This is a genomic window from Streptomyces spirodelae (genome assembly GCF_017676385.1).
GTDB classification, from domain to species: domain Bacteria; phylum Actinomycetota; class Actinomycetes; order Streptomycetales; family Streptomycetaceae; genus Streptomyces; species Streptomyces spirodelae.
This window is the reverse complement of sequence record NZ_JAFFZN010000003.1, coordinates 330,832-354,927: the sequence shown is the minus strand read 5'-3', so window position 1 is coordinate 354,927 and position 24,096 is coordinate 330,832. Positions and strand designations below refer to the sequence as shown.

The following is a 24,096-nucleotide window of genomic DNA, read 5'->3' as shown; positions in this document are numbered from 1 at the left end:
CCCCGGCCCGCTCCGGCTCCCCCCGGCGAAAGGCAGACCATGCGCGTCCTCGGTATCAACGCCCTCTTCCACGACCCGGCAGCCGCGCTCGTCATCGACGGACACACGGTCGCAGCGGCGGAGGAGGAACGGTTCTCCCGCCGTAAGCACGGCAAGCGGCCGGTGCCGTTCGCCGCCTGGGAGCTCCCGTACAGGTCCGCGGCGTGGTGCCTGGCCGAGGCCGGGCTGCGGCCCCAGGACCTGGACGCGGTCGCCTACTCCTTCGACCCGGACCTGGCCAAGCCCGCCGTCGACATGGGCCTGGACGACCCGTGGGACCCGCTGCGGCTGACCTACGCACGCGAGGCGCCGTCCTTCCTGTGTGACGCGTTGCCGGGGCTGGAGCGGGAGAAGGTGCAGTTCGTCCCGCACCACATGGCACACGCGGCCTCCAGCGCGTTCGCCGCGCCGCAGGCGGAGCGGTCCTCGGTGCTGGTGGTGGACGGGCGCGGGGAGTCGACGTCCCATCTGGCGGCCCGGCGCCGCGGCACCGCCGTCGAGCCGCTGCACAGCCAGCAGTTGCCGCACTCGCTGGGCCTCGTCTACGAGGAGCTGACCGAGCATCTGGGGTTCCTGCGCTCCAGCGACGAGTACAAGGTGATGGCACTGGCCTCCTACGGGCGCCCGCGGATGGCCGCCGAGCTGGCCAGGTACGTGCACTCCACCGGGGACGGCGGCTTCGTCGCCAAGGACGTGCCCTGGGAGAGCTTCGCACCGGCGGCCCGGCCCGGCCGGGGCTGGTCGCAGGAGCACGCCGATCTGGCGGCCGGCGCCCAGCGGTGCCTGGAGGACACGCTGCTGGACATGGTCCGGTGGCTGCACGGCCAAACGCACGACGAGCTGCTCACCATGGCGGGCGGCGTGGCGCTCAACTGTGTGGCCAACTCCCGTCTCGCCACAGAGGGGCCCTTCTCCCGCGTATGGGTGCAGCCCGCTGCCGGGGACGCCGGTACGGCACTGGGCGGCGCGCTGGCGCTGGCCTCCCGGGGCGGGGACGCGACCGAGCCGATGCCCGGCGCCGACCTGGGGCGGCAGTGGGATGACGCCGAGTTGCGCGAGTGGCTCACCACGGCCGGGGTGCCCATCGAGCGGCCCGACGACGTGGCCGAGACGGTGGCGCAGGCACTCGCCGACGACGCGATCGTCGCCTGGTTCCAGGGGCGCTCGGAGTACGGGCCGCGCGCCCTGGGCCACCGCTCGCTGCTGGCCCACCCCGGACGGGCCGCCAACCTGGAGCGCCTCAACGATGTGAAGGGCCGTGAGCAGTTCCGTCCGGTGGCGCCGATGGTCCTCCAGGAGCGCGCACCGGAGATCTTCGAGGGACCGCTGCCGAGCCCCTACATGCTCTTCGTCCACGACGTGCGGGCCGCCTGGCTGGAGCGCATCCCCGCCGTGGTGCACACCGACGGCACGGCGCGCATCCAGACCGTCGACCGCGAACGCGAGCCGCTGGTCGCCCGGATGCTTGCGGCGTTCGAGCGGCGCACCGGGCTGCCGGTCGTCGTCAACACCAGCCTGAACACGGCGGGACGGCCGATGGTGGACGATCCGCGCGACGCGCTGGAGTGCTTCGGCTCCTCCCCGGTCGACCTGCTCGCCATCGGCCCGTACGTGGTACGGCGGGCCGGCTTCTTCCAGCAGCCGGAAGAGTTCGCCATCAAACGCCCCGGGAGGACACCGCGCCCCGAAGCGCTGGACGCCGTGCGAGGGGAGCCCACATGAGCGCCCGGCACCCCGGCTCCACGCCGCGGTTCGCCGTCGTCGTCCCCACCCTGGGCAGGCCCTCGCTGGCCGGGACGCTGCGGGCGCTGGCCGAGGCGGGGCGGCCGCGGCCGAGCCGGATCGTCCTGGTGGACGACCGTCCGGCCCGCGAGTGCGGCCCGCTCCCGGTGGAGGTGCCCGAGGAACTGGCCCCGCTCGTCGAGGTGGTGCCGGGCGCGGCCGCCGGGCCCGCCGCCGCGCGGAACGTGGGCTGGCGGACGGTCGAGGAGGAGTGGATCGCCTTCCTGGACGACGACGTGCTGCCGGGCGAACGGTGGACACAGCGGCTGGTCGCCGACCTGACGGCCGCCGGACAGGACACGGCGGGCAGCCAGGGCCGCATCACCGTGCCCCTGCCCGAGCACCGGGCGCCCACCGACTGGGAGCGCAACACGGCGGGGCTGGCCGAAGCGCGCTGGATCACCGCCGACATGGCCTACCGGCGGGCGGCGCTGGAGGCCGTCGGCGGATTCGACGAACGCTTCCGCCGCGCCTTCCGTGAGGACGCCGACCTGGCGCTGCGGCTCCTGGACGCCGGGTGGCGGCTGGTGGAGGGCGAGCGCCACACGGTGCACCCGGTACGCCCGGCCGACCGCTGGGTCTCGGTACGCGCCCAACGGGGCAACGCCGACGACGTGCTGATGAACCGTCTCCACGGCCCAGGGTGGTGGCTGCGAGCCGCAGCCGACCGCGGCCGGCTGCCGCGCCATGCGGCGGTCACAGCGGCCGCCGGCGCGGCACTCGCCGGGCTGGCCGCCGGACACCGTCGTACGGCGGCCGTCCTGGGCGGGCTGTGGCTGCTGGGAACCGGCGAGTTCCTCCGCGCCCGGCTGCGCCCGGGGCCGCGCACCCTGGACGAGAGCCTCACCATGCTGCTGACCAGCCCCCTGATCCCGCCCGCCGCCACCTTCCACTGGGCACGCGGCCGGCTGCGGCCCGTACCCGAGAGGGGCGCGCCGGATATCCGGAGCGCCCCGCGCACCCGCGGCGCACCCGGCTCCCACGGCGCGCGGACCGCGCAGCAGTCGTACAGCACCGGCAGCCGGGAGGTGCGGGCATGAACAGCCAGGCATCCGTGGAGTCGGCGCCCTCGCCGGGGGCGCGCAGCGCGCGCCCGGCCGCGGTGGTGCTGCGGTCGGCGACCGCGACCTGGTACCAGGACGGGCCCCATGAGCCACTGGTGCGGATTCCGCACACCAGCGCGACCCCTTGTGCCGCGGTGCCGGGCTGCGGGCGGCCCCGTGCGGTCCTCTTCGACCGGGACGGCACCCTCGTCGAGGACGTACCGCACAACACCGACCCGGGGCGCATCCGGCCGCGGCCCTCCGCACGGGAGGCGCTGGCGACGCTGCGCGCCGCCGGGGTGCCGGCGGGTGTGGTGAGCAACCAGCCCGACGTCGGGCGCGGTCTCCTCGCACTGGCACAGCTCGACGCCCTGCACGCGCGTATGGAGGCCCTGGTGGGGCCGATCGCGGTGACCGCCGTGTGCCCGCACCTGCCGCAGGACGGCTGCGGGTGCCGCAAGCCGCAGCCCGGCCTGGTGCTGGCCGCCTGCCGGGTGCTGGGGGTGCGCCCGCCGGAGACGGCCGTGGTCGGGGACATCGCCGCAGACCTGGGCGCCGCGCACCGGGCCGGGGCCACCGGCGTCCTGGTGCCCAACCCCGCCACCCGCGCGGCGGAGACCCGCGCGGCACCCCGCACCGCCGCGCACCTGGCGGCCGCCGTCCGCGCGTTGGTCGGTGCCCCCACCCGGCCGGGAGGCCGGACATGACCGACCCGAACCCGCACCCGCGCACCCCCGCGTGCACCGGCCCGCACGATCCGCGCGGCCCGCACACGCTCGTCGTACGGCTCGACAGCGTCGGTGACGTGCTGCTGGCCGGGCCCGCCGTCCGGATGGCGGTGGCCGGCTCACGGCGCGTGACACTACTGGCGGGGCCGCTGGGCGAGGGCGCGGCGCGGCTGCTGCCCGGGGTGGACGAGGTCCTCACCTTCGACGCGCCCTGGGTGGGCCGGGAGCCGGCCGCCGTGGACCGCGCCGAGACCGCCGCGCTCATCGAAGCCCTGGCGCGGCGCCGCTTCGACCGCGCACTGGTGCTCACCTCCTACCACCAGAGCCCGCTGCCGATGGCGCTGCTGCTGAAGCTGGCCGGGGTGGCGTGGGTGGGGGCGGACAGCGAGGACTACCCCGGTTCGCTGCTGGAGCTGCGGCACCGGCGGGCGGCCGGACGGCACGAGGCGGAGGCGGCCATGGAGCTGGCGGCCGCCGCCGGGTTCGCGCTGCCCGACGGCGACCAGGGGGGCCTGGCGATCCACCCGCCGCCCGACACCGGGCCGCTGACCGGCACCGACCCGTATGTGGTCGTCCACCCCGGGGCCTCGGCACCGGCGCGCGCCTGGAGCCGTGCGCGGGCGGCGCGCGCGGTGGCGGCGCTCGCCGGGGCCGGGCACCGGGTGGTGGTCACCGGCGGCGCCTCGGAGAAGGAGCTGACGGCCGCCGTCGCCGGGGAACACGCCCTCGATCTGGGCGGCCGCACCGGGCTGCACGAGCTGGCGGGTGTCCTTGCGGGCGCCCGCGCCGCCGTCGTCGGCAACACCGGGCCCTCCCATCTGGCAGCCGCCGTCGGCACCCCTGTGGTGTGCCTGTTCTCGCCCGTCGTACCCGCGGAGCGGTGGGCGCCGTTCGGGGTGCCGCATGTGCTGCTGGGCGATCAGAGCGCGCCGTGCGCCGGCACCCGCGACGTGCGCTGCCCGGTGCCGGGACACCCCTGTCTGGACGCGATCGAGGACACAGAGGTCCTCTCGGCGCTCGACCGGCTGCCGCCCGCCCCCTCGCGGACAGTGCGGGCGGCGGAGGCGGCGCGGCCCGGAGGGGCGGCGCGAGAAACGCACACGTCCCCCGAGGACCGGACGGCTCTGGAGGCCCGTGCATGAGGATTCTGCTGTGGCACGTGCACGGCTCGTGGACGACGGCGTTCGTGCAGGGGCCGCACACCTATCTGGTGCCGGTGCTGCCCGACCGCGGTCCCGACGGGCTGGGCCGGGCCCGGACTTTCGCCTGGCCGGACTCGGTGCGCGAGCTGAGCCCGCAGCAACTGGCCGACGCGGATGTGGACGTGGTCGTCCTCCAGCGCCCGCACGAGGAGGAGCTGGCGGCGCGCTGGCTGGGCGGCCGGCGGCCCGGCCGCGACATCCCGGCCGTCTACCTGGAGCACAACGCGCCGGACGGCGACGTGCCGAACACCCGCCATCCCTGCGCCGACCGCCGGGACCTCACGCTGGTGCACGTCACCCACTTCAACCGGCTGTTCTGGGACAACGGCTCCACCCGCACCACCGTCATCGAGCACGGCATCGTCGACCCCGGACACCGGTGGACCGGTGAGCTGCCGCGCGCCGCGGTCGTGGTCAACGACCCGGTACGGCGCGGCCGGTACGTCGGCACGGATCTGCTGCCCACGCTGAGCGAGGCGGTGCCGCTGGACGTCTTCGGGATGCGCACCGCGGGGCTCGCCGAGCACCTGGGGCTGCCCCGGGAGCGCTGCCGCGACCAGGACCTGCCGCAGGAGGGGCTGCACTCGGCGATGGCGCTGCGGCGCCTCTACCTGCACCCGGTGCGCTGGACGTCGCTGGGCCTGTCGCTGCTGGAGGCCATGCATCTGGGCATGCCGGTGGTCGCCCTTGCCACCACCGAGGCGGTCGAGGCCGTCCCGGAGGGCGCCGGAGTGCTCTCCACCCGCCCCGAGGTGCTGGCCGAGGCGGCACGCCGGTACCTCGACGAGCCGCAGGCCGCCGCCGAGGACGGGGAACGCGCCCGGCGCGCCGCACTGGGCCGCTACGGGCTCAAGCCGTTCCTGCACCGCTGGGAGCAGCTTCTCGAGGAGGTGACCCGCTGTTGACTTCCTCCCCCGCCTAAAGGTGGGGGATTCCAGCGGTCGCCCGCTGGGTTTCCTGCTTCACCGACGACCGCCCCGTCCGGGAGGACTCCCGTTGAGGTCTTACGCCATCTCCACAGGCAGATGCCGCCAGCCCGGCGGCCAGGATGTTGTGTGCCGCGTTCACGTCGCGGTCATGCACGGCGCCGCAGACGCACGTCCACTCGCGGACGTTCAGCGGCATCTTCGCCGCGACCGTTCCGCAGTTCCCGCACAGCTTGCTGGACGGGAACCAGCGGTCGATCACAACGAGTTCGCGCCCGTACCAGGCGCACTTGTACTCCAGCATCATGCGCAGGTCCGCCCAGGCCGCGTCCGAGATGGCGCGTGCGAGGCGGCCGTTGTTCAGCAGGTTGCGGACGGTGAGATCCTCGATCACGACCGTTTGGTTCTCACGGACGAGCCGAGTCGACAGCTTGTGCAGGAAGTCCCGGCGCCGGTCGGCGATCCGGGCGTGTACGCGGGCTGCCTTCACCCGGGCCTTGGCCCGGTTGTTGGAGCCCTTGGCTTTGCGGGACAGCTCCCGCTGCGCGCGGGCGAGGCGGGTGCGGTCACGGCGCTCGTGCCGGGGATTGGCGATCTTCTCTCCGGTGGACAGGGCCACGAGGGAGGTGATCCCGGCGTCCAGACCGACCGCCTTGCCCGTGGCGGGCGCGGGAGTGATGCTGTCCTCGCACAGCATCGAGACGAACCAGCGCCCGGCGCTGTCGCGGGACACGGTCACCGTCGTCGGCTCCGAGCCCTCCGGGAGAGGACGCGACCAGCGGATGTCCAGCGGCTCGGTCATCTTCGCGAGCGTCAGGTGCCCGTCGCGCCACTTGAAGGCGCTGCGGGTGTACTCGGCCGACGCGCGGGACTTCTTCCGGCTCTTGTACCTGGGGTACTTGGCCCGCTTGGCAAAGAAGTTCCCGAACGCCGTCTGAAGGTGACGGAGGGCCTGCTGGAGCGGGACGGAGGACACTTCCGAGAGGAAAGCCAGCTCCTCGGTCTTCTTCCACTCCGTCAGCGCCGCAGACGACTGCACGTAGGAGATGCGGCGTTGTTCCCCGTACCAAGCGCGGGTGCGCTCTTCGAGAGCCTTGTTGTACACGAGGCGGACGCAGCCGAACGTGCGCGACAGTTCAGCTGCCTGCTCGTCCGTGGGGTAGAAGCGGTACTTGAAAGCCCGCTTGACCTGCTGCGTCATGCCTCACACGCTATCAGGTCCCCTGTGAGTGGCGAGTGTCGGCCGGTGGCCGGTGGACGCCGAATCGCCCTGACGACGATTCGACCTTTCCTGTCCTGCTCTGCAGGAGCTTCGTTTTTCCCCCGCAAGTGGGAGGTACCCCCACCCCGGCCTGAAGGCGGGGGCATCCACGAAGGAGAGCTCCGATGACGGCCCAACAGCCGGCCCGTACAGCCCGGAAGAAGGAGCAGTTGCGCATCGCGCTCGTCTCCGAGCACGCCAGTCCGCTGGCTGCGCTGGGCGGCGCCGACGCGGGCGGCCAGAACGTACATGTGGCACGGCTGGCCGCGACGCTGGCCGAGCAGGGGCACCGGGTGACCGTCTACACCCGACGCGACTCCCCCGAGCTGCCCGAACGGCTGCCGCTGCGGCACGGTGTGGACGTCCACCATGTGCCGGCCGGCCCGGCGCGCCCGGTACCGAAGGACGAACTGCTGCCCTGCATGGGACTGTTCGGCACCTTCCTGTCGACCCAGTGGGCCGCTGAGCGGCCCGACCTGGTGCACTCGCACTTCTGGATGTCGGGCCTGGCCACCCTGCAGGCCGCGCAGGACCGGGCGCTGCCGTTCGTGCACACGTACCACGCGCTGGGCACCGTCAAGAAGCGGCACCAGGGCGCAGCGGACACCAGCCCCGGCGAGCGCATCCCCTGCGAGACGGCGATCGGCACGTCCTGCGACCGGATCATCGCCACCTGCCGGGACGAGGTCACCGAGCTGGCCGCGATGCGGGTGGCCGCCGACCACGTCTCCGTCGTCCCCTGCGGTGTCGACCCGGAGGTGTTCACCCCGACAGGTCCGCGGTGGCAACGCCCCGGGCACCGCCCGCTGCTGGCGCACATCGGCCGGCTGGTGCCCCGCAAGGGCGCCGCGCTGTCCATCGAGGCGCTCAGCCGGATACCCGAGGCCGAACTGGTCGTCGCGGGCGGCCCGGCAGGCGCCGAGCTGGAATGCGACCCGGAGGCGGCACGGCTGCGCAGGCTCGCCCACGAGCTCGGCGTCGCCGACCGGGTGCACCTGACCGGCGGGCTGAGCCGCGACGAGGTGCCGCGGCTGATGCGCGCGGCGGACGCCGTGCTGTGCCCCGCCGACTACGAGCCGTTCGGCATCGTCCCCCTGGAGGCGATGAGCTGCGGAACACCCGTGGTGGCCACCGCCGTCGGCGGCCAGTGCGACACCGTCTCCCACCGCTCCACCGGGTTGCTGGTGCCGCCCCGCGACCCGGAGGCGCTGGCGGACGCCGTACGGACGCTGCTGGCGATGCCCGCTCGCGGCCGGGCCTACGGCGCCGCCGGGCGGCGGCGGGTGCTCTCCCGCTACAGCTGGGCGCGCGTGGTGGCACAGACCGAGGACGTCTACCGCCGCGTACTGGAAGCGCGGGCGGCGCGGGCCGCCGCACAGCCGACCGCCGTGCCGGTGACACCGGCCGTCCACTGAGGAGTCCGAGATGCTCTCTGCCGACCCCGCACACGCCCACTGCCAGGCGCTCGAACAGGCCGTGGCCGCCTTCCGCGAACAGCACACCGCGCAGGTCACCGCCTGGGGTGAGCGGCTGGCCGAGGCGCTGCGCGCCGGGGGGCGGCTGCTGGCCGCCGGCAACGGCGGCAGTGCGGCCCAGGCCCAGCATCTGACGGCCGAACTGGTGGGCCGCTACCAGGGCGAGCGCAGACCGTACTCCGCCATCGCCCTGCACGCCGACACCTCCGCTGTGACAGCCATCGGCAACGACTACGGCTTCGCCGACCTGTATGCGCGTCAGGTCACCGCGCACGGCCGCCGGGGGGACGTGCTGATGCTGCTGTCCACCTCGGGGCGGAGCGAGAATCTGGTGAACGCCGCGCTGGCGGGCCGCCGGGCGGGCCTGGAGGTGTGGGCACTGACCGGGCCGGCACCCAATCCGCTGGCCGCAGCGGTGGACGCCGCGCTGTGCGTGGTCGCCGATTCGGCGGCGACCGTGCAGGAGGTGCATCTGGTGACCGTGCACTTGCTGTGCGAGGCGTTCGACGCGGCGCAGGGGCCCGCGGAGGGGCTGCTCTCAGCGGTGGAGGCCCCGTAAACGCACCCCCTCTTCGAAGCGACGGAACAAAGGACGCACCGATGCCTCGCAATCGCCCGCTCGTCGTCGTCGGTGACACGCTGTTGGACACCGATGTCGAGGGCCAGGCCAACCGGCTGGCTCCGGACGCGCCCGCGCCGGTGCTGGACGTGTCCGAGGAGCACAACAGGCCCGGCGGGGCCGGGCTCGCGGCGACGCTCGCGGGGGCCTTCCCCCGGGACGCCACAGAGCACCCGGAGATCGTCCTGGTGACCGCGCTGGGCCGGAGCAGGTCCGACCAGACCGTCCGCGACCTGCTCTCCTCCCGGGTACGGCTGCTGGAGCTGCCGCTGCGCGGCAGCGTGCCCGTCAAGACGCGGCTGTGCGCACGAGGGCGGCCGCTGCTGCGGGTGGACCGGGGCGGCGGCACCGTGGGGCCGGTCACCGACGAGGTGCGCGCCGCGCTCGCCGGGGCGCACACGGTGCTCGTCTCCGACTACGGGCGCGGTGTCGCGGCGCGGCTGCGCGCCGAACTCGCCGTGCTGGCGGGCCACACCCAGGTGGTGTGGGACCCGCACCCGCGCGGCGAACCGCCCGTGCCGGGGGTCCGCCTGGTGACCCCGAACGCGGCCGAGGCCATGGCGCTGTGCTCCGAGGAGCACCCGGAAACGGGCGGGGACAGCGACGGGCTGCACGGGCACGGCCGACGCGGTGCGGCGCTCGCCGCCGAGTGGCGCAGCGCCGCCGTCGCGGTGACGCTGGGCCGGCGCGGCGCGGTGCTGGCCCGGCCCGGGGACGAGGCGCCGCTGTACTTCCCGCCGTCCCAGGAGGCCGAGGGCGACCCCTGCGGCGCCGGTGACTGTTTCGCGGCGACCGCGGCGCGGGCACTGGCCGACGGGGCCCTGCCGGAGGAGGCCACCCATGAGGCGGTGCGCCAGTCGGGCGCCTTCGTGGCCGCCGGAGGGGTGCGCAACCCGGCGCTGTGGGGCGGGGTGCCCAGCTCCCCGCCGACGGTGCCGCAGGTGACCAGGACGGACGACGCGCGCGCCCTGGCGGCCTCCGTACGGGCACGCGGCGGCACGGTGGTGGCCACCGGCGGCTGTTTCGACCTGCTGCACGCCGGTCACGTCGGCATGCTGCAGAACGCGCGCCGCACCGGCGACTGCCTCATCGTGTGCCTGAACTCGGACACGTCCGTACGCCGCCTCAAGGGCGAGGGGCGCCCCATCACCCCGGAGGCCGACCGCGTCTCGGTGCTGGCCGGGCTCGACTGCGTGGACGCGATCGCCGTCTTCGACGAGAACACGCCTGAGCGCCTGCTGCGGGAGCTGCGCCCGCATGTGTGGGTCAAGGGCGGCGACTACGGGACCGAGCGGCTCCCGGAGGCCGCGACGCTGGAGGAGTGGGGCGGCCGTGTGCTGCTCCTGCCCTATCTGGACGGCCGCTCCACCACGGTGCTGGCCCGCCGCGCCGCCGGCCACCACGGCACGGCCGCGTCCGGTCTGGAGCAGTCGCCGTGAGCCCGCGCCCTGACGCCGCGCGGGAGCGGCCGCGGGCCCTGGTGCTGCGTGCCCTGGGCCTCGGCGACCTGCTGACGGCCGTACCGGCGCTGCGTGCGCTGCGGCGGGCGCTGCCGGGCCATGAACTGGTGCTGGCGGCGCCGGGGTGGCTGGCCGACGCGGTGCGGGAGCTCGACGCGGTCGATGTGCTGCTGCCCGCCTCAGCGGCGCACCGCGGGGTCCCGGACCGGTTGGAGTGGCCGTGGACCCCGCCCCGCCTCGCCGTCGACCTGCACGGCAACGGGCCGCAGAGCCGCGCGGTGCTGGCGCGGCTCACGCCCGGGCGGCTGCTGGCCTACGCGGACGGTTCGGCGCCTCGCTGGCGGGCCGACGAGCACGAACGGGCGCGCTGGTGCCGCCTGCTGACCTGGTACGGCATCCCCGCCGACGCGGAGGACCTGCTGCTGCCACGGCCCGCTGCGGCCTCTCCCGCGCCCGGGGCCGTGGTACTGCACCCGGGCGCCGACGCCGCCTCGCGGCGCTGGCCGCCCGAGCGCTTCGCCGCCGTCGCCCGGCAGTTGCGGGCGCGGGGGGAGGAAGTGGTGGTCACCTGCGGGCCCGGCGAACGGAAGCGGGCCCACCGCATCGCCGAGGCCGCCGGTCTGCCGCCCTCACAGGTGCTGGGCGGACCTTCGGGGCTGCCGTTCAGCACGCTGGCGGCGCTGGTGGCCGGGGCGCGCCTGGTGGTCGTCGGCGACACGGGGGTGGCCCATCTGGCCTCGGCCCTGGCCGCTCCCTCCGTCGTCCTGTTCGGCCCTGTCTCCCCCGCCGTGTGGGGGCCGCCTGCCCAGCCGCGGCACCGTCCCCTGTGGCGCCCGCTGCCCGGTGACGGGGTGCGCCCAGGAGACCCGCACGGCACGCGGCCCGATCCGCGGCTGCTCCGTCTCAGCCCCCAGGACGTCGTGGATGCCTGCGCAGCGCTGCTGGGTGAGGTCCCGCCGCCCGTGCGGGGAGCGGTCTCCCTGGTGCCGGCCGCGCCCCGGCAGGGGGCTCCGTGAGCGGTCGGCGGGCCCTGCTGACCGGGTGGTTCAGCTTTCTGGAGGGGGAGGCCACCGCGGGCGACGTGCTGGCGCTGCGGCGGGTCGAGCAGGTGGTGCGGGAGGCCGGACTGGCCTACGACATCGCCTGGAGTCCCGGGTTCCGGCCCGGCGAGCTGTCGCTGGAGACGGTGCGGCCGGCCGACTACGGCCTGCTGCTGTTCGTCTGCGGTCCGTGCAGCGGCCCGCAGACGGCGGCGCTGCACGAGCGCTTCGCGCACTGCAGGCGCATCGCCGTCGGCGTCTCCGTCGTCGATCCGCAGGAGGCGGCGGTACGGGGGTTCCACGAGGTGATCGCGCGGGACGGGCCCTCTCACGAGCCGTCACCCGACCTCTCGGCGGGCATCCGGCCGCGAGCGGACCGGCTGCCGCCCGTGGTGGCGACCGTCCTGACCTCGGGCCAGCACGAGTACGCGGGCCTGCGGCGGCACGAGGAGACGGTGCGCCGTGTCACCGCCTGGCTGGGCGCGCGGGACTGTGCGCGGCTGGAGGTGGAGACGCGGCTGGACACCGGCGACTGGCGGCTGTGCGGCACCCCGGAGCAGTTGGACGCCGTGCTGGCCAGGGTCGATCTGGTGGTCACCAACCGGCTGCACGGGCTGGTGCTGGCGCTGCGCTCCGGCGTGCCGGTCGTCGCCGTCGACCCGGTGGCCGGCGGCGCGAAGGTGAGCGCGCAGGCACGGGCGCTGGGCTGGCCTGCGGTGATCCCCGCGGAACGGCTCGACGAGGAGGCGCTGTCGCACTGGTGGGGGTGGGCGCGCGGGGAGGGCGTCGCCCGTGCGGCCGCGTACGCCGACGCGCCGCCGCCGGAACCGCTCGTCGAGGCGCTGCGCGCCCGGCTGGAGGGCGCAGAGCACACCGCCAGAGGCGACATTCGCCCCATTTGACACTTTTTGCAGGCGTGAGAGTCTGAGGGGAGGGAGCTGTGGTCGGGGCCTGTGGTCGGGACCGGTACCGGACCGCGCTCGCCACGCGCACAGGGCGACCGGGGGCTGAAGGGAGCCGCATCATGACCGCCGTACTGCACGGCACGAGGGTGGCTCTGCTCGCCACCGACGGCGTGGAGCGCGTCGAACTGGAGCAGCCACGCGGCGCGTTGCACGGTGCCGGGGCTCAGACGGAGCTGATCTCGCTGCACACCGGGGAGATCAACGCCCGCCAGATGGACATCGACCCCGCGGGAACCCTGACCGTCGACAGGACGGTCGCCGACGCGTCCGCCGACGACTACGACGCGCTGGTGCTGCCCGGCGGCGCGATGAACCCCGACCAACTGCGCACGGACCCGGACGCGGTCGGATTCGCACGGGAGTTCATGCGCGCGGACAAACCCGTCGCGGCCATCTGCCACGGCCCCGTGACCCTCGCGGAAGCGGAGGTCGTCCGTGGCCGCCGCCTCACCTCTTGGCCCAGCATCCGCACGGATCTGCGCAACGCGGGTGCCGAGGTGGTCGAGGAGGAGGTCGTCATCGACCGGAACCTGCTCACCAGCCGCGGCTTTCCCGACGACTTCGCGCCCTTCTGCGCCGCTCTCGTCGCGCATGTGGCGAGGGCCACCAACCGCGCCCCCCAGCCCGCCTGAGCTCTGGTCAGACAGCCCTGGTCAGGCAGGCGCCTGACCAGGACCTCCGGAGAGGAAGTCGACCGCTCTGGCGTGCCGGAGGCGGGTCCGCATCAGCGCGGGAAAGCGGGGCGCAGGGACGGTCAGCACCGGGCACCGTGCGTGGGTCAGGACGCGGCGCGTCGTACCGCCGGCGGCGAACAGGCCGCGGCGGGCCGCACGGGCTCCGATGACCAGGCGATCGTCCGGCCGGTCCGCGGTCGCGCACAGGGCGCGCCAGGGCCGGTCGCGGACCAGCCGCCGCTCCACCGCTGCGACCCCGGGCGGGTCACCGCCGAACGCCTCGTCGAAGGCGCGGTCGAGCCGGGCGCGGGCCTCCCGGCGCCAGTTCTCCGCCCAGATCCGGTCCGGCCGCAGCATGCGGCCCGCCTCCCCGTCCGGCGGCTGCCAGGCCAGTACCGCCAGCAGCGGGCGGCCGAGGCAGCGCGCCTCGCGGGCGGCCGCCTGCAGGGCGGCGAGGCTGGCGAGCGATCCGCTCACGCCGACGACCAGCCGCCCTTGCCGGTCCCCGTCTCCACCACTGCCGCCCGTTTCCGATCCTCCCCATCCTGTGGCGCCACCGCTGCCGTTCACCGCGCGCCCCTTTCTTTCCACTTCTTTCACCAACTGCTGCGACAACCGCTGACGGCAGGAGAATGACGCTGATTGGACCGGCGCGAAAGAGCCAATGAGAAGCAAGTGGCCCAAAGTGGCCTCGCCGTGCGGGCGGCCACGAGAGCCACCCGCACGGCGAGCCGGAAGGACAGGGAGAAGCCGGGAAAGCCGGGGAAAGCAGGGCAGGCAGGGAAGCCGGGGTCAGGCGGCCGACAGCTGCCGCGCTGACCGGTCGAGCAGCGAGTCGTCCTCGGGCCGGGCCCCCGGCAGACGGTGCCGGGCGGCGACGAGCGCCGAGTCGATGTCGCGGGTGCCGGTGGCCACGCAGAGCGTGTATTCGAGGTCGTTCATCCGCTGCCGCACCTGGGGCGACCCGTACTCGGCGTGCAGCACGGCGAGTGCGTCGTACTGTTCGACCAGGTTGCGGAGGACGACGGGGTGTGCGAGCAGCATGCTCGTGCTCCTTTCGGGAGTCCGGACGCGGGGCGGCGCGGGCCGCTCGGAGCAGCGCTGTGCCGCGCCGGTGGTGCCAGACGATGCCGGTGTGCGGGTTCAGGCAGCGGCGGGGTGGGCGCGCTCCGGGCGGCGACGGCCCCCTCCGGCGGTGCGCTGCCGCTCCGTGGCGCGGTGACGTTCGGCGCGCACGCCTCCGCGCTCGACGCGGCGGTCACGTTCGACGCGGCGGTCGCGCTCGACCTGTTGCCGGACACGTTCGCAGCTCTTGGAAAGCAGCCGGGAGACATGCATCTGGGAGATGCCCAGCTCCTGGCCGATGCGCGACTGGGTCATGTCGCGGAAGTACCGCAGGTAGAGCACGCGCCGCTGCCGCTCGGGCAGTTCGCGCAGGCACGGCTTGACCGCCTCGCGGGCCACCACCGTGTCGTACTCGGGCTCCGGCTCGCCGAAGGTGTCGGCCAACGAGAAGCCGTCGTCGGAGTTGGGCACTGCGGCGTCCAGGGACAGCGACCGGAAACTGTCCAGCGCCTCCAGCCCGGTGGCCACGTCCTCCTCGGACATACCGGAGTGCTCGGCGATCCGCTCCACCGACGGAAGGCCGTCGTCCAGACCGGTGTTCAGCTCCCTGATGGCGCTGCGCACCCGGTTGCGGAGCTCCTGCACCCGGCGCGGCACATGCACATCCCAGGTGCGGTCCCGGAAGTGGCGGCGGATCTCACCGGTGATGGTGGGGATCGCGAAGGGCACGAACGGGGTGCCCTGTGCCGGGTCGTAGCGGCCCACGGCCTTGACCAGGCCGAGCGCGGCGACCTGCTCCAGGTCTTCCAGGGTTTCGCCGCGGTTGCGGTACTTGGCGGCCAGCCGGTGGGCCATCGGCAGCCATGCCTCGACCAGGCGGCCGCACAGCTCCTCCCGCTCGGGACCCTCCGGCAGCGCGGCCAGCCGTTCGAAGTCTGCTGTGGTGTCGGGGGCGTCGTCGTGGCTGTGGCGGGCACGCTGGGGGCGGTAGCGGACTGCGCACATGTCTGGCTACTCCTCGCGTCTCGCTGATGCTGTCAGGCTCGCGGGAGAGGAACGGCTCAGGAGACACACCTCGGGGGCTTGAGCGCTCGTCTCCCGCGATGTGCCTGTTCTCCCAAGCACGTGAAGTCTCGGCTAACCGTCCCCGGCCGGGGTCAAACCTCCTTGATCGCAATTTCTGTCGATCGGTCTCCGCTCCTGAATGTCGCCCCGCCCGACGCGTCCGGGGCGAGGCGGCATGCCCGGCCTGGTCAGGCGCCGCCGCGGCGGGTGTCGCTGGTGTCCTGGCGGAGCTGCCCTGTGCGGCAGGCGAGCGTGTCGACGCGCTCGGCCAACTCCGGGTGGCTGCCGTCCAGATGCCGCTGGGTTCCGATCAGCGGAACGACGAGCCGGGCCGCGTCGTTGTCGGCCAGCGCGCCGGCGAGAAGAGCCCGGGGCTCGGCGGGCAGATCGGGCAGCGCGGTGATCTGACCGGCGAGCTGGCGCAGGTCGGAGGCGTTGCGCCGGGCCCAGGCCGCCACGGTGCGGTCGGCCGCGCGGCGGTCCCGGGTGGCCCGCACCCGCTGTTCGCCGGTCTCGCCCGGGGTGCCGGGCCGGCCGCGCAGATAGCGGCGCTCGGCCGCCTGCCGGCTGGCGACGCCGAGCGGTCCGGCCAGGTCGGCCCAACTGGCGCCTGCCGTACGGGCGGTCTCGATCAGCGTGGTCTCCCATCCGGCGAGCTGGTCGCGCACCTGGCGCAGTGCGAGGAGGGCGGCCAGCGCCTGGTCGCAGCTGGGTCCGGGTGCCGGGCCGTCGGGCTGCCTGGGACCGTCGGCCAGGGCCTGAGCGGTGCGGACCGCTTCCTGTATCCGGTTCAGCGCCGCAGCGGCGGCGAGAAAGGAGGCGGGTGCCGGGCCGGTCTCGGCGCTCGGCACGGGCTGGTCTTCGGATGTGGGCACGGGGATCCTCCCCTCGCAATGTCGTCCAAAGGGCGACAACCACGCTTGTCATCATTCCGACGACATGGTACAAGGAATGGCAGGTGCAGTGCATTGGCAGACGCAGATACTGCCCAGGCTCATCGGAGGTGTTTCGTAATGTTGATGCGCACCGACCCCTTCCGCGAGCTCGACCGCATCGCCCAGCAGTTCCTGGGGAGCGGCGGCACCTGGTCCCGGCCGTCCGCGATGCCGATGGACGCCTACCGGGACGGCGACGACTACGTGCTCGCCCTCGACCTGCCGGGCGTCTCCCCGGAGGCCATCGACATCGACGTCGAACGGAACATGCTCACCATCAAGGCCGAGCGCCGCCCGATCGCCGGGAACGACGACGGCCACATGGAGCTCGCCGAACGGCCGCTGGGCGTCTTCTCCCGCCAGGTGATGCTGGCCGACACGCTGGACACCGACAACATCAGGGCCGACTACGACGCGGGCGTGCTGACCGTCCGCATCCCCGTCACCGAACGCGCCAAGGCCCGCAAGATCACCGTCCGCGGCGGGGCCGACCGCAAGCAGCTCAGCGGCTGAGCCGGCCCGGCACGTGCGGAGGGCGCCCGGCGCCTGCGGAGGGCGGACCGGAGCGGCGGGGAGACGAGAGTGCGCGGCCCGCGCCGATGCCGCCCGGCCCTGCACATATCGGCATCGCATCCGCCCTCGCGCACCCGCCCTCTGGCGCACCGCCCTCCGCGCGAGCGACAGACCCCGGGACCTGCCCTCGGGACCGGCCGGTCCCGGGAGAGCGACCGTCCCCCGACCACAACCGGAGACTGAAACGTGTCACTGACGCATATGAAGCCCCAGGCCGGCGCCGACGCGGAAGGGATGACGTACGACCAGATGGTCGAACGGGTCAGGTACGACGGCGCCTACCCCACCCGCGAACGAGCCGAGGCCGTCATACACGCCGTTCTCGCCGCCCTCGGACGGCGCCTCTCCGGTGACGAACGCGTCGAACTCGCCGCCGTCCTCCCCACGGAGGCCGCCCGCACCTTCACCGCGCAGATTCCCGAGACCGAGCAGCTCACCGGCTGGGAGTTCGTGAAGGATCTCGCCTCCCGGACCGGCGGCACGGCGGCCACCACCCGCTGGGACACCGGTACCGTTCTCGCCCTGGTGGCCCGGCTGGCCGGGGAGGACCTGATCGGCCGCGTCCTCGACCAGCTGCCCGCCGGCTACGCGCTGCTGTTCGGGCGCGCCGAACTCTCCCAGCCCACCATGCCGCGGCCCGCCCGCGCCCCCCAGGCGGCGCAAGCCGCCTGAAGCCTCGGCCACCCACCGGGGCGAGCGCGCCGCATCGAGGGCGGGCGCCGCAGGCGCCCGCCCTCACCCCTGCTCACTTTCCGCATTCATGCCCCCTACGCACTGTTCACGCCCGCTGTCCGTGCACTTGACAAGTTTTGCATAATGCAAAAGTAAGAAGGGAGCAGTGATGACGGGCACAGGGGCAGGCAGCAGCAGGGTTACGCGTGCACGGATGCGTTCCGCGCCATGGGGACTGATGCTGCTCGCCCTGGTCACCGGCGCCGGAGCGGGCGTCGGATCGATCGTCTTCCGCTGGTGCATCCAGCAGTTCACCCGCCTCTTCTCCGGGCACCAGGACTACGCTGCCGACCCCGGCTCCGCCCACCCGCACCTGTCCTGGCTGGGTCCCTTCTTCGTGGTGCTGGCACCTGTGGTGGGCGGGCTGCTGTACGGGCCCCTGGTGCAGCGCTTCGCCAGGGAGGCGCGCGGGCACGGGGTGCCCGAGGTGATGCTCGCCGTGGCACAGCGCGGCGGGCGGATCAGCCCGAAGGTCGCCGTCGTCAAGACACTCGCCTCGGCGCTGACCATCGGCTCGGGCGGCTCGGTGGGCCGCGAGGGGCCGATCGTGCAGGTCGGCTCGGCCCTGGGCGCGACGCTGGGCCGCCTGGGGCGGGCGGGCGAGGGGCGGATGCGGCTGCTGGTGGCGTGCGGCGCAGCGGGCGGTATCGCGGCGACGTTCAACGCCCCGCTGGCGGGCGTGTTCTTCGCCATGGAGCTGATCCTGATGACGTTCAGCGCCGAGGCGTTCGGCGCCGCGGTGCTCTCCAGTGTCACCGCCAGCGTGATCGGGCGGGCCGCGTTCGGGGACGTCGCCTTCCTGGACCTGCCGCCCTTCCACGTCGACCACCTGGACCAGTACGGCTTCTTCGCCCTGCTCGGCGTCCTGGCCGGGGCCGTGGGCGTGGGCTTCTCGCGCGTCCTGTACCTGATCGAGGACGCCTGCGACTGGGCGTGGCGCGGCCCCGAGTGGCTGCGGCCGGCGGCGGGCGGGCTGATACTCGGCCTGCTGCTGCTCGCCCTGCCCGAGATGTACGGGGTGGGCTACCCGGTGCTGGAGAACGCCACCGAGGGCGAGTACGCGATCGGTTTCCTGCTGGTGCTGCTGGTCGGCAAGATTCTGGCGACCAGCGTGACCATAGGCATCGGCGGGTCCGGCGGCGTCTTCGCGCCCAGCCTGTTCATGGGCGCCATGCTGGGCGCCGCCTACGGCTCGGTGCTGCACCACCTGGTGCCCGGCACCGCCGGAGCTGCCGGTGCCTACGCGCTGGTCGGCATGGGCGCGGTCTTCGCCGGGGCCTCACGCGCCCCGATCACGGCCGTCGTCATCCTCTTCGAACTGACCGGCCAGTACTCGATCATCCTGCCCATGATGCTGGCGATCGCGCTGGCCACGGCGACCGGACGGCTGCTGTCCCGGGACACCGTCTACACGCTCAAGCTGCGGCGGCGCGGCATCGATCTGGAGGGCCCGGCGCGGGGCGCGCGGCTGGGCGGCCAGCCGGTCGGCGAGGTGATGGAGCCGCTGCCCGAACCGCTCTCCACCCGGACCACGCTGTCCGAGGCTGCCGATGTGCTGGGCCTCTCCGGCCAAGGGGCGCTCCCGGTGCTGGACCCCACCGGGCGGTACGCGGGCGTGGTCACCAGCCGGGACGTGGCCGAGGCGCTGGCCGAAGCGCCGGACGGCGCCCCCGCGACGGTGAGCGACCTGGCCCGGCGGACCCCTGCCCTCAAGCCCGACGAACCGCTGGCCACGGCGCTGCATCTGCTCTCCGACTCGGTGGAGGGCGGAATGCCGGTGCTGGACGCGGACGAGGGGGTGCCGGTCGGCTGGCTCAGCCACCGCAGCGCGCTGCGGGCCCTCCACGCCCCTCAGCAGCCCCTCGCCTCCCGGTCAGCGCTGGTCTGACGGCAGCGGCGGCGCAGCCAGGTCGGCCCAACCCAGCGGGTAGGGCACGTCGATGTCCGTGGGCGGCACCGGCGGCTCCCCGCCCGCCTCGTTGAACGCCGTCAGCGCCTCGATCAGGGCCGCCCGCCGGTCGGGGGAGAGCCGTTCCACCACGGCCGCCAGCTCCCGGCGGCGGCGCGAGGTGACGCTCGCGACGATGCGGCGGCCCTCGTCGGTGAGGGTCAGCAGGGTCTCGCGGCGGTTGTGCGGGTTGGTCTGACGGTCCACCAGGCCGGCCGCGATCAGCCGGTCCGCCATCCGCATCGCGGTCGAGGGCGCCACCCGCAGCAGCTCGGCAAGCGCGACCAGCTTGGTCGTACCGCGCGAGGAGAGCGCCACCAGCATCCGGAACTGCGGCAGCGTGACCCGGTCCTCCACCTCGGCCAGCGAGCTGGCCGAGACCGCCACCAGTACCCGGGACGCGGTCAGCACGGCCCGCGTGACCGCGTCCACATCGTCCTGACCCGCCACCGGGTCCTTGTGCTCGGCCATGTCCCCTTTTTACCGCTTCCTTCGTCTTCCCTGCGCGCCGCCCCGTGGCCGCACAGCCCGGTCCTCTCAGTCACGCCCCGGGCCGCGCCCGTGGCGGTAGCGCACCAGGAGCATCGCCGCGTCGTCGTCCTGGACCCCGCTCGTGTAGCGGTCCACGTCTTCGCGCAGCGTGTCCAGCGCGGTCTGCGCGTCGCCGGTGCGCAGCAGCGCGCTCTTGTCCTTGAGCGGGTAGAAGTCCCCTTCCCCGTTCCTGGCCTCCGTCACGCCGTCGGTGTAGAGGAGGAGTTGGTCGCCCGGCGCGAACGCGGCGCTGAAGAGGCCGGGCGGCTCGCCGCCGTGTGCGGCCAGCCCGAGCGGCAGCGCGTAGGCGTCCGGGGTGGGGAAGTCGACAATGCCGTCCCGGCGTACCAGCATCGGAGGGGGATGCCCGTGGTTGAGGAAGTGGACGGTCCGCTCCTTGGGCCGCACCTCGGCGAGGATGGCCGTCACGAACTTCTCGTCCTCCAGTTCGCGGGCCACGCTGCGCTCCAGCCGGGAGCCCAGGGCCACCAGGTCCGGCTCCTCGTAGGCGGCCTCCCGGAACGTGCCGAGGACCACGGACGCGGTCTCCACGGCGGCCAGCCCCTTGCCCTGCACATCGCCGACGATCAGCCGTATGCGGTCCGGCGCGGCCGCCACCTCGTACAGGTCGCCGCCGATGCGCGCCTCGGCGACGGCCGAGGTGTAGGAGACGGCCACCCGCAGCGGGCCCGCGCTGCGCGGAACCGGCCGCAGCAGCACCCGCTGGGCGACCTCCGCGATGGACCGGACACTGGCCAACTCCTCCTCGCGCCGCCCCCGCATGATCGCCGCCACCACACCGGCGACGGTGACCCCGGCAACGGACGCCAGCGCCGTGTAGCCGCGCCGCCCGTCGAGCAGGCCGTCGTAGAGCCCCAGCCCGGTGCACAGCAGCATCGCCAGCGCCCCGACCACGACGGTGCGCCGCCAGGTGCCGACCAGTCCGGCGAAGGCGGGGCCGAGCGAGACCAGCGGCAGGAACCCCACCTCGGGCCCCGCCAGCACGTCGACACCGGCCACCAGTGCCATCACCAGAACAGGCAGCAGGGCCAGCACGATGTAGGTCCGCTGCCTGCGTCCCTCCGCCATGGCGCTCCCTTGCGACGTCCCACGTGCGGAACCGCTCCCGCGGTCCTCCGCCTGGAACCTCACCCTAAGCAACGGCCTCAACCGGCCTCGGGCGCCCCGGCCGTCTCGTTATCCGATCGCAGCGGCACCGCCCCGGGCCGGTCCCCGCCTGCTCGATGCCGGGCTCCGGCAATATGCCGGCCGATACCTGGTCTGGGCTCAACCGGCGCCACAGCCTCGAGCGCCAACCCCCACCCGGCACCGACACCCGCCGGGTGGGGGCGTTCGACGTGCGACCGCGTTGCCGCTTGCGGCCGCAGGAGGGAGACGGTGCTCCGTCTCGCCTCGCGCAGGCGACGACGCCAGCCATTCCACCGAAGCTGTTGGCGGGTCTTTGGCCCCACACCGCGCCAAAGTGGTCAGGCGAGGCCCACGTGATCTCGCGCCCGGTTCCGTGGATGACGCTCAGCTGTCGGATGCGCTCGGCCGATCGCGCGGCACACCCGAGTGCTTGCTCACACCGGGGCTGATCAGCTCCGGCGGCGTGGGCCGACCTCTCGTACGATTCGGAGATCGGAGCCCGCTCACGTCACTTCTCCCAGCGTCTTCGAGCTCGATCACCCCGGTACGGCTGGGTCGCCGGGTCCATCGTCAGGGCCGGATCCGGCACCGGATCGCCGTATCCGCTTATGTCCTCTGCGAGCCGTCGACGCGCCTGCGCCTGGCGGGCTCTCGGCTCCCGGTCCGGCTTCTCCCTCTGCGAAGCGCTCCGGTTACGCCTCACCAGCGCTTTCTCTTCGGACGCGACGCTCAATCCGGCAAAAAGGCGTTGATTCGGCAGCGCCACCAATTCTCTCTCTATCCGCATGAGGCGATCTCTCAGAGCCTTGAGCTCTGTCGAAGCACGTACAGCCGCCTTTCGCGCCTGCTCGTAACGGCTGCCCGTAACCTGCGGGAGCCTCGCGCATCGCTCCACGGCAGCACTCGTTCTGCGGCGTGCCTGAGGAATGAGTTCCTGCTCCAGGCGTCGCTTCTCAGCCCTCAGTTGACGTGCACGTGATGCCTGCTGCGACTGTGCCACCGCCCCTTCGGCCTTGCTCACAGCCGACGCCGGTACGTGTTGCCGCTTCCCCCCAGTGCCCAAGTCGTCCCCCTCTGGCCAACTTCGGTGCACGGAGCGTAGATGACCGCGGACCCATACGTGAAGACACGGAAGGCAACTTTCACGTGGGTTTCTGTTCTCACCGAGTGCGGCTCGCGGCCCCCGGTCGTCGCGCCACGCCTGGCCCGTTGTCAGGCCGCCGGAACGTCGATCTCCGCCCAGACCGTTTTACCCGGGCCCAGCCGCTCAGCGATGCCCCAACGGGAAGCGAGCGCGTCCACCAGTACGAGACCGCGCCCGCCGTCGTCCATGCCACCCGGTGTACGCCGCACCGGCCGCACCGGGTGCGTGTCCGAGACCTCGATCCGCAGTTGGCCGCTTCTCACGTCACACGCCAGCAGCAATGCGAAATCCCGCCCCGGGACCCGCCCGTGCAATGCGGCATTCGCACTGAGTTCCGCCACGATCAGGGTCACCCTTTCGGAGAGCGGGTCGTCATAGGGCACGCCCCAGGCATCGAGTTGACACGCGGCCAGCCGCCGTGCGAGGCGCGCACCGCGCCGGGTCGCGGAGAACCGCTGTACGAATTGCGCAGTGCTGCCGGGGAGTGCATTCCGAGTCGTCGTTCGCATAAGGCCAGCGTCGCGGGGGCGCCGCCTCAGGAGCAGGAACTGCGATGGTACAGAACCAAATGTACTGGTGCGTGGCCTGTACTGGGCGCGTAACTTTCCCTGATCCTAGGCGGGTTGAGAGCGGGGAAGGGCATCCAGCACGGAAGGCATTCGACAATGACGTCGCCCGAGGGACAGGAACCAAACGCCGGAACGGCCCCCGGCGAACCCGAGCCCGGACCCGAAATCTCCGAAGGTCTCAAGATCTACGGCGCGGTTCTCAAAGCTCTGCGTCTCGAAGCGGACTTGACCCAGGAGGAGTTCGGCCCGCACGTCCGGTACTCCAGTCACTACATCGCCAAGATCGAACAGGGCAAGCGATTCCCCCCGGAAAAGCTCCCCCAGCGCGCGGAGGTGGTGCTGGGACCGCTCGCCGGAAAAGTTCTCCGCGCCGCCGCGAAGAGTCTCCGGCGCAAGCCCGGACTCGCTTCCTGGTTCCAGCAATGGGCAGGCATCGAAGAGGAGGCCATCACCCTTTGCGCCTACGAGTGCAGGGCGATCCCGGGCCTGCTGCAGCCCGAACCGTACATCCGGGCCGTACTGGAGCGGCAGTTGCCTCCTTATACGGAGGAGGAGATCGACCGCCTGGTCGCGGCTCGGCTCGCCCGGCAGCAGCTCTTCCGGGACCGTCCCCATACGGCCTTCAGCTTCATCGTCGAGCAGTCTCTTCTGGAGCGCGGGATCGGCGGGGACTCGGTGACCAAGCACCTCATCGACCACCTGCTGGAGGTCGGTCGGCTCACCAATGTGGAGATCCAGGTGATGCCGCTCCGGCAGGAGGACCACGCGGGGTCCAACGGTCAGCTGTACCTGGCGGAAACCGAGGAGCATCGGTGGTTCGGCTATACGGAAGGGCACCAGTCGAGCAACCTGATCGCGACCGCCGGTGATGTCAGCGTGCTCCTCCAGCGCTATGGCAAGCTCCGTTCTCAGGCCCTGGACTGCCGAGCTACGGTGAGCTTGCTGGAACAACTGCGAGGAGCGCTATGACGACTACGGACCTGAGCTGGTTCAAGAGCAGCTACAGCAGTGGAGACGGCGACAACTGCGTGGAAGTCGCCACACAGGCCCACGCGATCCACGTCCGCGACTCCAAGGACGCCAACCTCCGCCCCCTCACCATCTCCCCCAGCGCCTGGGCGGCCTTCACTGCCCACGCGGTGGAGGTCGAGCAGCCCTGACCCGACCCATA

At 73.3% G+C, this 24,096-nt stretch carries 24 protein-coding genes; 16 read left to right on the top strand and 8 right to left on the bottom strand.

Features of this window, described 5'->3' with window-relative positions; genetic code table 11:
• The first annotated feature begins 39 nt into the window (after window positions 1-39).
• Genes JW592_RS05760 through JW592_RS05740 form a run of 5 tightly spaced genes read left to right on the top strand, consistent with a single transcriptional unit; the run spans window position 40 to window position 5,699 of the window.
• Window positions 40-1,761, top strand: a complete 1,722-nt coding sequence (locus JW592_RS05760) for a carbamoyltransferase family protein (protein ID WP_229375213.1) — start codon at window positions 40-42, stop codon at window positions 1,759-1,761.
• Entirely contained in the window at window positions 1,758-2,861 is a 1,104-nt protein-coding gene (locus JW592_RS05755) for a glycosyltransferase family 2 protein (protein WP_209263761.1), read from the top strand. The genes JW592_RS05760 and JW592_RS05755 overlap by 4 nt, the downstream gene beginning before the upstream one ends.
• Complete coding sequence (locus JW592_RS05750) at window positions 2,858-3,571, top strand: HAD-IIIA family hydrolase (RefSeq protein ID WP_209263760.1); 714 nt, start codon at window positions 2,858-2,860, stop codon at window positions 3,569-3,571. Before JW592_RS05755 ends, JW592_RS05750 begins: the two co-directional genes overlap by 4 nt.
• Window positions 3,568-4,734, top strand: coding sequence for a glycosyltransferase family 9 protein (locus JW592_RS05745; RefSeq protein WP_209263759.1), 1,167 nt, complete (start codon window positions 3,568-3,570; stop codon window positions 4,732-4,734). Before JW592_RS05750 ends, JW592_RS05745 begins: the two co-directional genes overlap by 4 nt.
• On the top strand, window positions 4,731-5,699 hold the full coding sequence (locus tag JW592_RS05740; RefSeq protein ID WP_209263758.1) for a glycosyltransferase: 969 nt from the start codon (window positions 4,731-4,733) through the stop codon (window positions 5,697-5,699). The genes JW592_RS05745 and JW592_RS05740 overlap by 4 nt, the downstream gene beginning before the upstream one ends.
• A 13-nt stretch (window positions 5,700-5,712) precedes the next feature.
• On the opposite strand, the gene JW592_RS05735 is transcribed toward JW592_RS05740, so the two are convergent.
• Window positions 5,713-6,921, bottom strand: coding sequence for an RNA-guided endonuclease InsQ/TnpB family protein (locus JW592_RS05735; RefSeq protein WP_209263757.1), 1,209 nt, complete (start codon window positions 6,919-6,921; stop codon window positions 5,713-5,715).
• 185 nt (window positions 6,922-7,106) lie between these two features.
• Between JW592_RS05735 and JW592_RS05730 the strand changes: the two genes are divergently transcribed.
• The 6 genes from JW592_RS05730 (at window position 7,107) to JW592_RS05705 (ending at window position 13,172) form a co-directional block, all read left to right on the top strand.
• Window positions 7,107-8,396 (top strand): glycosyltransferase, encoded by a 1,290-nt coding sequence (locus tag JW592_RS05730; protein WP_209263756.1) that lies wholly within the window; start codon window positions 7,107-7,109, stop codon window positions 8,394-8,396.
• Window positions 8,397-8,406: 10 nt separating this feature from the next.
• Window positions 8,407-9,015: a D-sedoheptulose-7-phosphate isomerase gene (locus tag JW592_RS05725; RefSeq protein WP_209263755.1), complete on the top strand. Its 609-nt coding sequence runs from the start codon at window positions 8,407-8,409 to the stop codon at window positions 9,013-9,015.
• Between the two features lie 41 nt (window positions 9,016-9,056).
• Window positions 9,057-10,514: a D-glycero-beta-D-manno-heptose 1-phosphate adenylyltransferase gene (gene rfaE2 / locus JW592_RS05720; protein ID WP_209263754.1), complete on the top strand. Its 1,458-nt coding sequence runs from the start codon at window positions 9,057-9,059 to the stop codon at window positions 10,512-10,514.
• The gene (locus JW592_RS05715) at window positions 10,511-11,551 is read left to right on the top strand and encodes a glycosyltransferase family 9 protein (RefSeq protein WP_209263753.1); all 1,041 of its coding nucleotides are present in this window, start codon (window positions 10,511-10,513) and stop codon (window positions 11,549-11,551) included. Before rfaE2 ends, JW592_RS05715 begins: the two co-directional genes overlap by 4 nt.
• On the top strand, window positions 11,548-12,477 hold the full coding sequence (locus JW592_RS05710; protein ID WP_209263752.1) for a polysaccharide pyruvyl transferase family protein: 930 nt from the start codon (window positions 11,548-11,550) through the stop codon (window positions 12,475-12,477). Before JW592_RS05715 ends, JW592_RS05710 begins: the two co-directional genes overlap by 4 nt.
• A gap of 122 nt (window positions 12,478-12,599) precedes the next feature.
• Window positions 12,600-13,172, top strand: coding sequence for a DJ-1/PfpI/YhbO family deglycase/protease (locus JW592_RS05705; RefSeq protein WP_209263751.1), 573 nt, complete (start codon window positions 12,600-12,602; stop codon window positions 13,170-13,172).
• A gap of 21 nt (window positions 13,173-13,193) precedes the next feature.
• Here JW592_RS05705 and JW592_RS05700 read toward each other — a convergent pair whose 3' ends face one another.
• The 4 genes from JW592_RS05700 to JW592_RS05685 all read right to left on the bottom strand — a co-directional run bounded on the left by JW592_RS05700 (window position 13,194) and on the right by JW592_RS05685 (window position 16,219).
• The gene (locus JW592_RS05700) at window positions 13,194-13,784 is read right to left on the bottom strand and encodes a universal stress protein (RefSeq protein ID WP_209263750.1); all 591 of its coding nucleotides are present in this window, start codon (window positions 13,782-13,784) and stop codon (window positions 13,194-13,196) included.
• Window positions 13,785-14,006: 222 nt separating this feature from the next.
• A complete protein-coding gene (locus JW592_RS05695; RefSeq protein WP_209263749.1) occupies window positions 14,007-14,258 on the bottom strand; it encodes a DUF5133 domain-containing protein in 252 nt (83 codons plus the stop codon).
• A gap of 99 nt (window positions 14,259-14,357) precedes the next feature.
• Entirely contained in the window at window positions 14,358-15,284 is a 927-nt protein-coding gene (locus JW592_RS05690) for a SigB/SigF/SigG family RNA polymerase sigma factor (RefSeq protein ID WP_209263748.1), read from the bottom strand.
• 248 nt (window positions 15,285-15,532) lie between these two features.
• Window positions 15,533-16,219 carry a type III effector protein gene (locus JW592_RS05685; protein ID WP_209263747.1) on the bottom strand — a complete coding sequence of 229 codons (687 nt, stop codon included), beginning with the start codon at window positions 16,217-16,219 and terminating at the stop codon, window positions 15,533-15,535.
• Window positions 16,220-16,357: 138 nt separating this feature from the next.
• Between JW592_RS05685 and JW592_RS05680 the strand changes: the two genes are divergently transcribed.
• The 3 genes from JW592_RS05680 to JW592_RS05670 all read left to right on the top strand — a co-directional run bounded on the left by JW592_RS05680 (window position 16,358) and on the right by JW592_RS05670 (window position 19,472).
• A complete protein-coding gene (locus JW592_RS05680; RefSeq protein ID WP_209263746.1) occupies window positions 16,358-16,792 on the top strand; it encodes an Hsp20/alpha crystallin family protein in 435 nt (144 codons plus the stop codon).
• Between the two features lie 261 nt (window positions 16,793-17,053).
• A complete protein-coding gene (locus JW592_RS05675) occupies window positions 17,054-17,524 on the top strand; it encodes a DUF2267 domain-containing protein (protein WP_209263745.1) in 471 nt (156 codons plus the stop codon).
• Between the two features lie 238 nt (window positions 17,525-17,762).
• Window positions 17,763-19,472 carry a chloride channel protein gene (locus JW592_RS05670; RefSeq protein WP_209263824.1) on the top strand — a complete coding sequence of 570 codons (1,710 nt, stop codon included), beginning with the start codon at window positions 17,763-17,765 and terminating at the stop codon, window positions 19,470-19,472.
• On the opposite strand, the gene JW592_RS05665 is transcribed toward JW592_RS05670, so the two are convergent.
• From JW592_RS05665 to JW592_RS05655, 3 genes are all read right to left on the bottom strand, one after another.
• On the bottom strand, window positions 19,458-20,003 hold the full coding sequence (locus JW592_RS05665; RefSeq protein WP_209263744.1) for a MarR family winged helix-turn-helix transcriptional regulator: 546 nt from the start codon (window positions 20,001-20,003) through the stop codon (window positions 19,458-19,460). The genes JW592_RS05670 and JW592_RS05665 overlap by 15 nt on opposite strands.
• Before the next feature lie 66 nt (window positions 20,004-20,069).
• Window positions 20,070-21,152, bottom strand: coding sequence for a PP2C family protein-serine/threonine phosphatase (locus JW592_RS05660; RefSeq protein WP_209263743.1), 1,083 nt, complete (start codon window positions 21,150-21,152; stop codon window positions 20,070-20,072).
• Between the two features lie 1,272 nt (window positions 21,153-22,424).
• Window positions 22,425-22,865 carry an ATP-binding protein gene (locus tag JW592_RS05655; RefSeq protein WP_209263742.1) on the bottom strand — a complete coding sequence of 147 codons (441 nt, stop codon included), beginning with the start codon at window positions 22,863-22,865 and terminating at the stop codon, window positions 22,425-22,427.
• A gap of 156 nt (window positions 22,866-23,021) precedes the next feature.
• On the opposite strand from JW592_RS05655, the gene JW592_RS05650 reads away from it, so the two are divergent.
• Both JW592_RS05650 and JW592_RS05645 read left to right on the top strand, forming a co-directional pair.
• On the top strand, window positions 23,022-23,894 hold the full coding sequence (locus JW592_RS05650) for a helix-turn-helix domain-containing protein (RefSeq protein ID WP_209263741.1): 873 nt from the start codon (window positions 23,022-23,024) through the stop codon (window positions 23,892-23,894).
• On the top strand, window positions 23,891-24,085 hold the full coding sequence (locus JW592_RS05645; RefSeq protein WP_209263740.1) for a DUF397 domain-containing protein: 195 nt from the start codon (window positions 23,891-23,893) through the stop codon (window positions 24,083-24,085). Before JW592_RS05650 ends, JW592_RS05645 begins: the two co-directional genes overlap by 4 nt.
• Window positions 24,086-24,096 lie beyond the last annotated feature (11 nt).

Coding starts and splice junctions, on each gene's coding strand:
- JW592_RS05645 (WP_209263740.1), top strand. CDS start 23,891: ATGACGACTACGGACCTGAGCTGGTTCAAGAGCAGCTACAGCAGTGGA.
- JW592_RS05675 (WP_209263745.1), top strand. CDS start 17,054: ATGAAGCCCCAGGCCGGCGCCGACGCGGAAGGGATGACGTACGACCAG.
- JW592_RS05670 (WP_209263824.1), top strand. CDS start 17,763: ATGCTGCTCGCCCTGGTCACCGGCGCCGGAGCGGGCGTCGGATCGATC.
- JW592_RS05760 (WP_229375213.1), top strand. CDS start 40: ATGCGCGTCCTCGGTATCAACGCCCTCTTCCACGACCCGGCAGCCGCG.
- JW592_RS05745 (WP_209263759.1), top strand. CDS start 3,568: ATGACCGACCCGAACCCGCACCCGCGCACCCCCGCGTGCACCGGCCCG.
- JW592_RS05690 (WP_209263748.1), bottom strand. CDS start 15,284: ATGTGCGCAGTCCGCTACCGCCCCCAGCGTGCCCGCCACAGCCACGAC.
- rfaE2 (WP_209263754.1), top strand. CDS start 9,057: ATGCCTCGCAATCGCCCGCTCGTCGTCGTCGGTGACACGCTGTTGGAC.
- JW592_RS05750 (WP_209263760.1), top strand. CDS start 2,858: ATGAACAGCCAGGCATCCGTGGAGTCGGCGCCCTCGCCGGGGGCGCGC.
- JW592_RS05660 (WP_209263743.1), bottom strand. CDS start 21,152: ATGGCGGAGGGACGCAGGCAGCGGACCTACATCGTGCTGGCCCTGCTG.
- JW592_RS05665 (WP_209263744.1), bottom strand. CDS start 20,003: ATGGCCGAGCACAAGGACCCGGTGGCGGGTCAGGACGATGTGGACGCG.
- JW592_RS05735 (WP_209263757.1), bottom strand. CDS start 6,921: ATGACGCAGCAGGTCAAGCGGGCTTTCAAGTACCGCTTCTACCCCACG.
- JW592_RS05655 (WP_209263742.1), bottom strand. CDS start 22,865: ATGCGAACGACGACTCGGAATGCACTCCCCGGCAGCACTGCGCAATTC.
- JW592_RS05650 (WP_209263741.1), top strand. CDS start 23,022: ATGACGTCGCCCGAGGGACAGGAACCAAACGCCGGAACGGCCCCCGGC.
- JW592_RS05695 (WP_209263749.1), bottom strand. CDS start 14,258: ATGCTGCTCGCACACCCCGTCGTCCTCCGCAACCTGGTCGAACAGTAC.
- JW592_RS05755 (WP_209263761.1), top strand. CDS start 1,758: ATGAGCGCCCGGCACCCCGGCTCCACGCCGCGGTTCGCCGTCGTCGTC.
- JW592_RS05740 (WP_209263758.1), top strand. CDS start 4,731: ATGAGGATTCTGCTGTGGCACGTGCACGGCTCGTGGACGACGGCGTTC.
- JW592_RS05725 (WP_209263755.1), top strand. CDS start 8,407: ATGCTCTCTGCCGACCCCGCACACGCCCACTGCCAGGCGCTCGAACAG.
- JW592_RS05705 (WP_209263751.1), top strand. CDS start 12,600: ATGACCGCCGTACTGCACGGCACGAGGGTGGCTCTGCTCGCCACCGAC.
- JW592_RS05730 (WP_209263756.1), top strand. CDS start 7,107: ATGACGGCCCAACAGCCGGCCCGTACAGCCCGGAAGAAGGAGCAGTTG.
- JW592_RS05680 (WP_209263746.1), top strand. CDS start 16,358: ATGTTGATGCGCACCGACCCCTTCCGCGAGCTCGACCGCATCGCCCAG.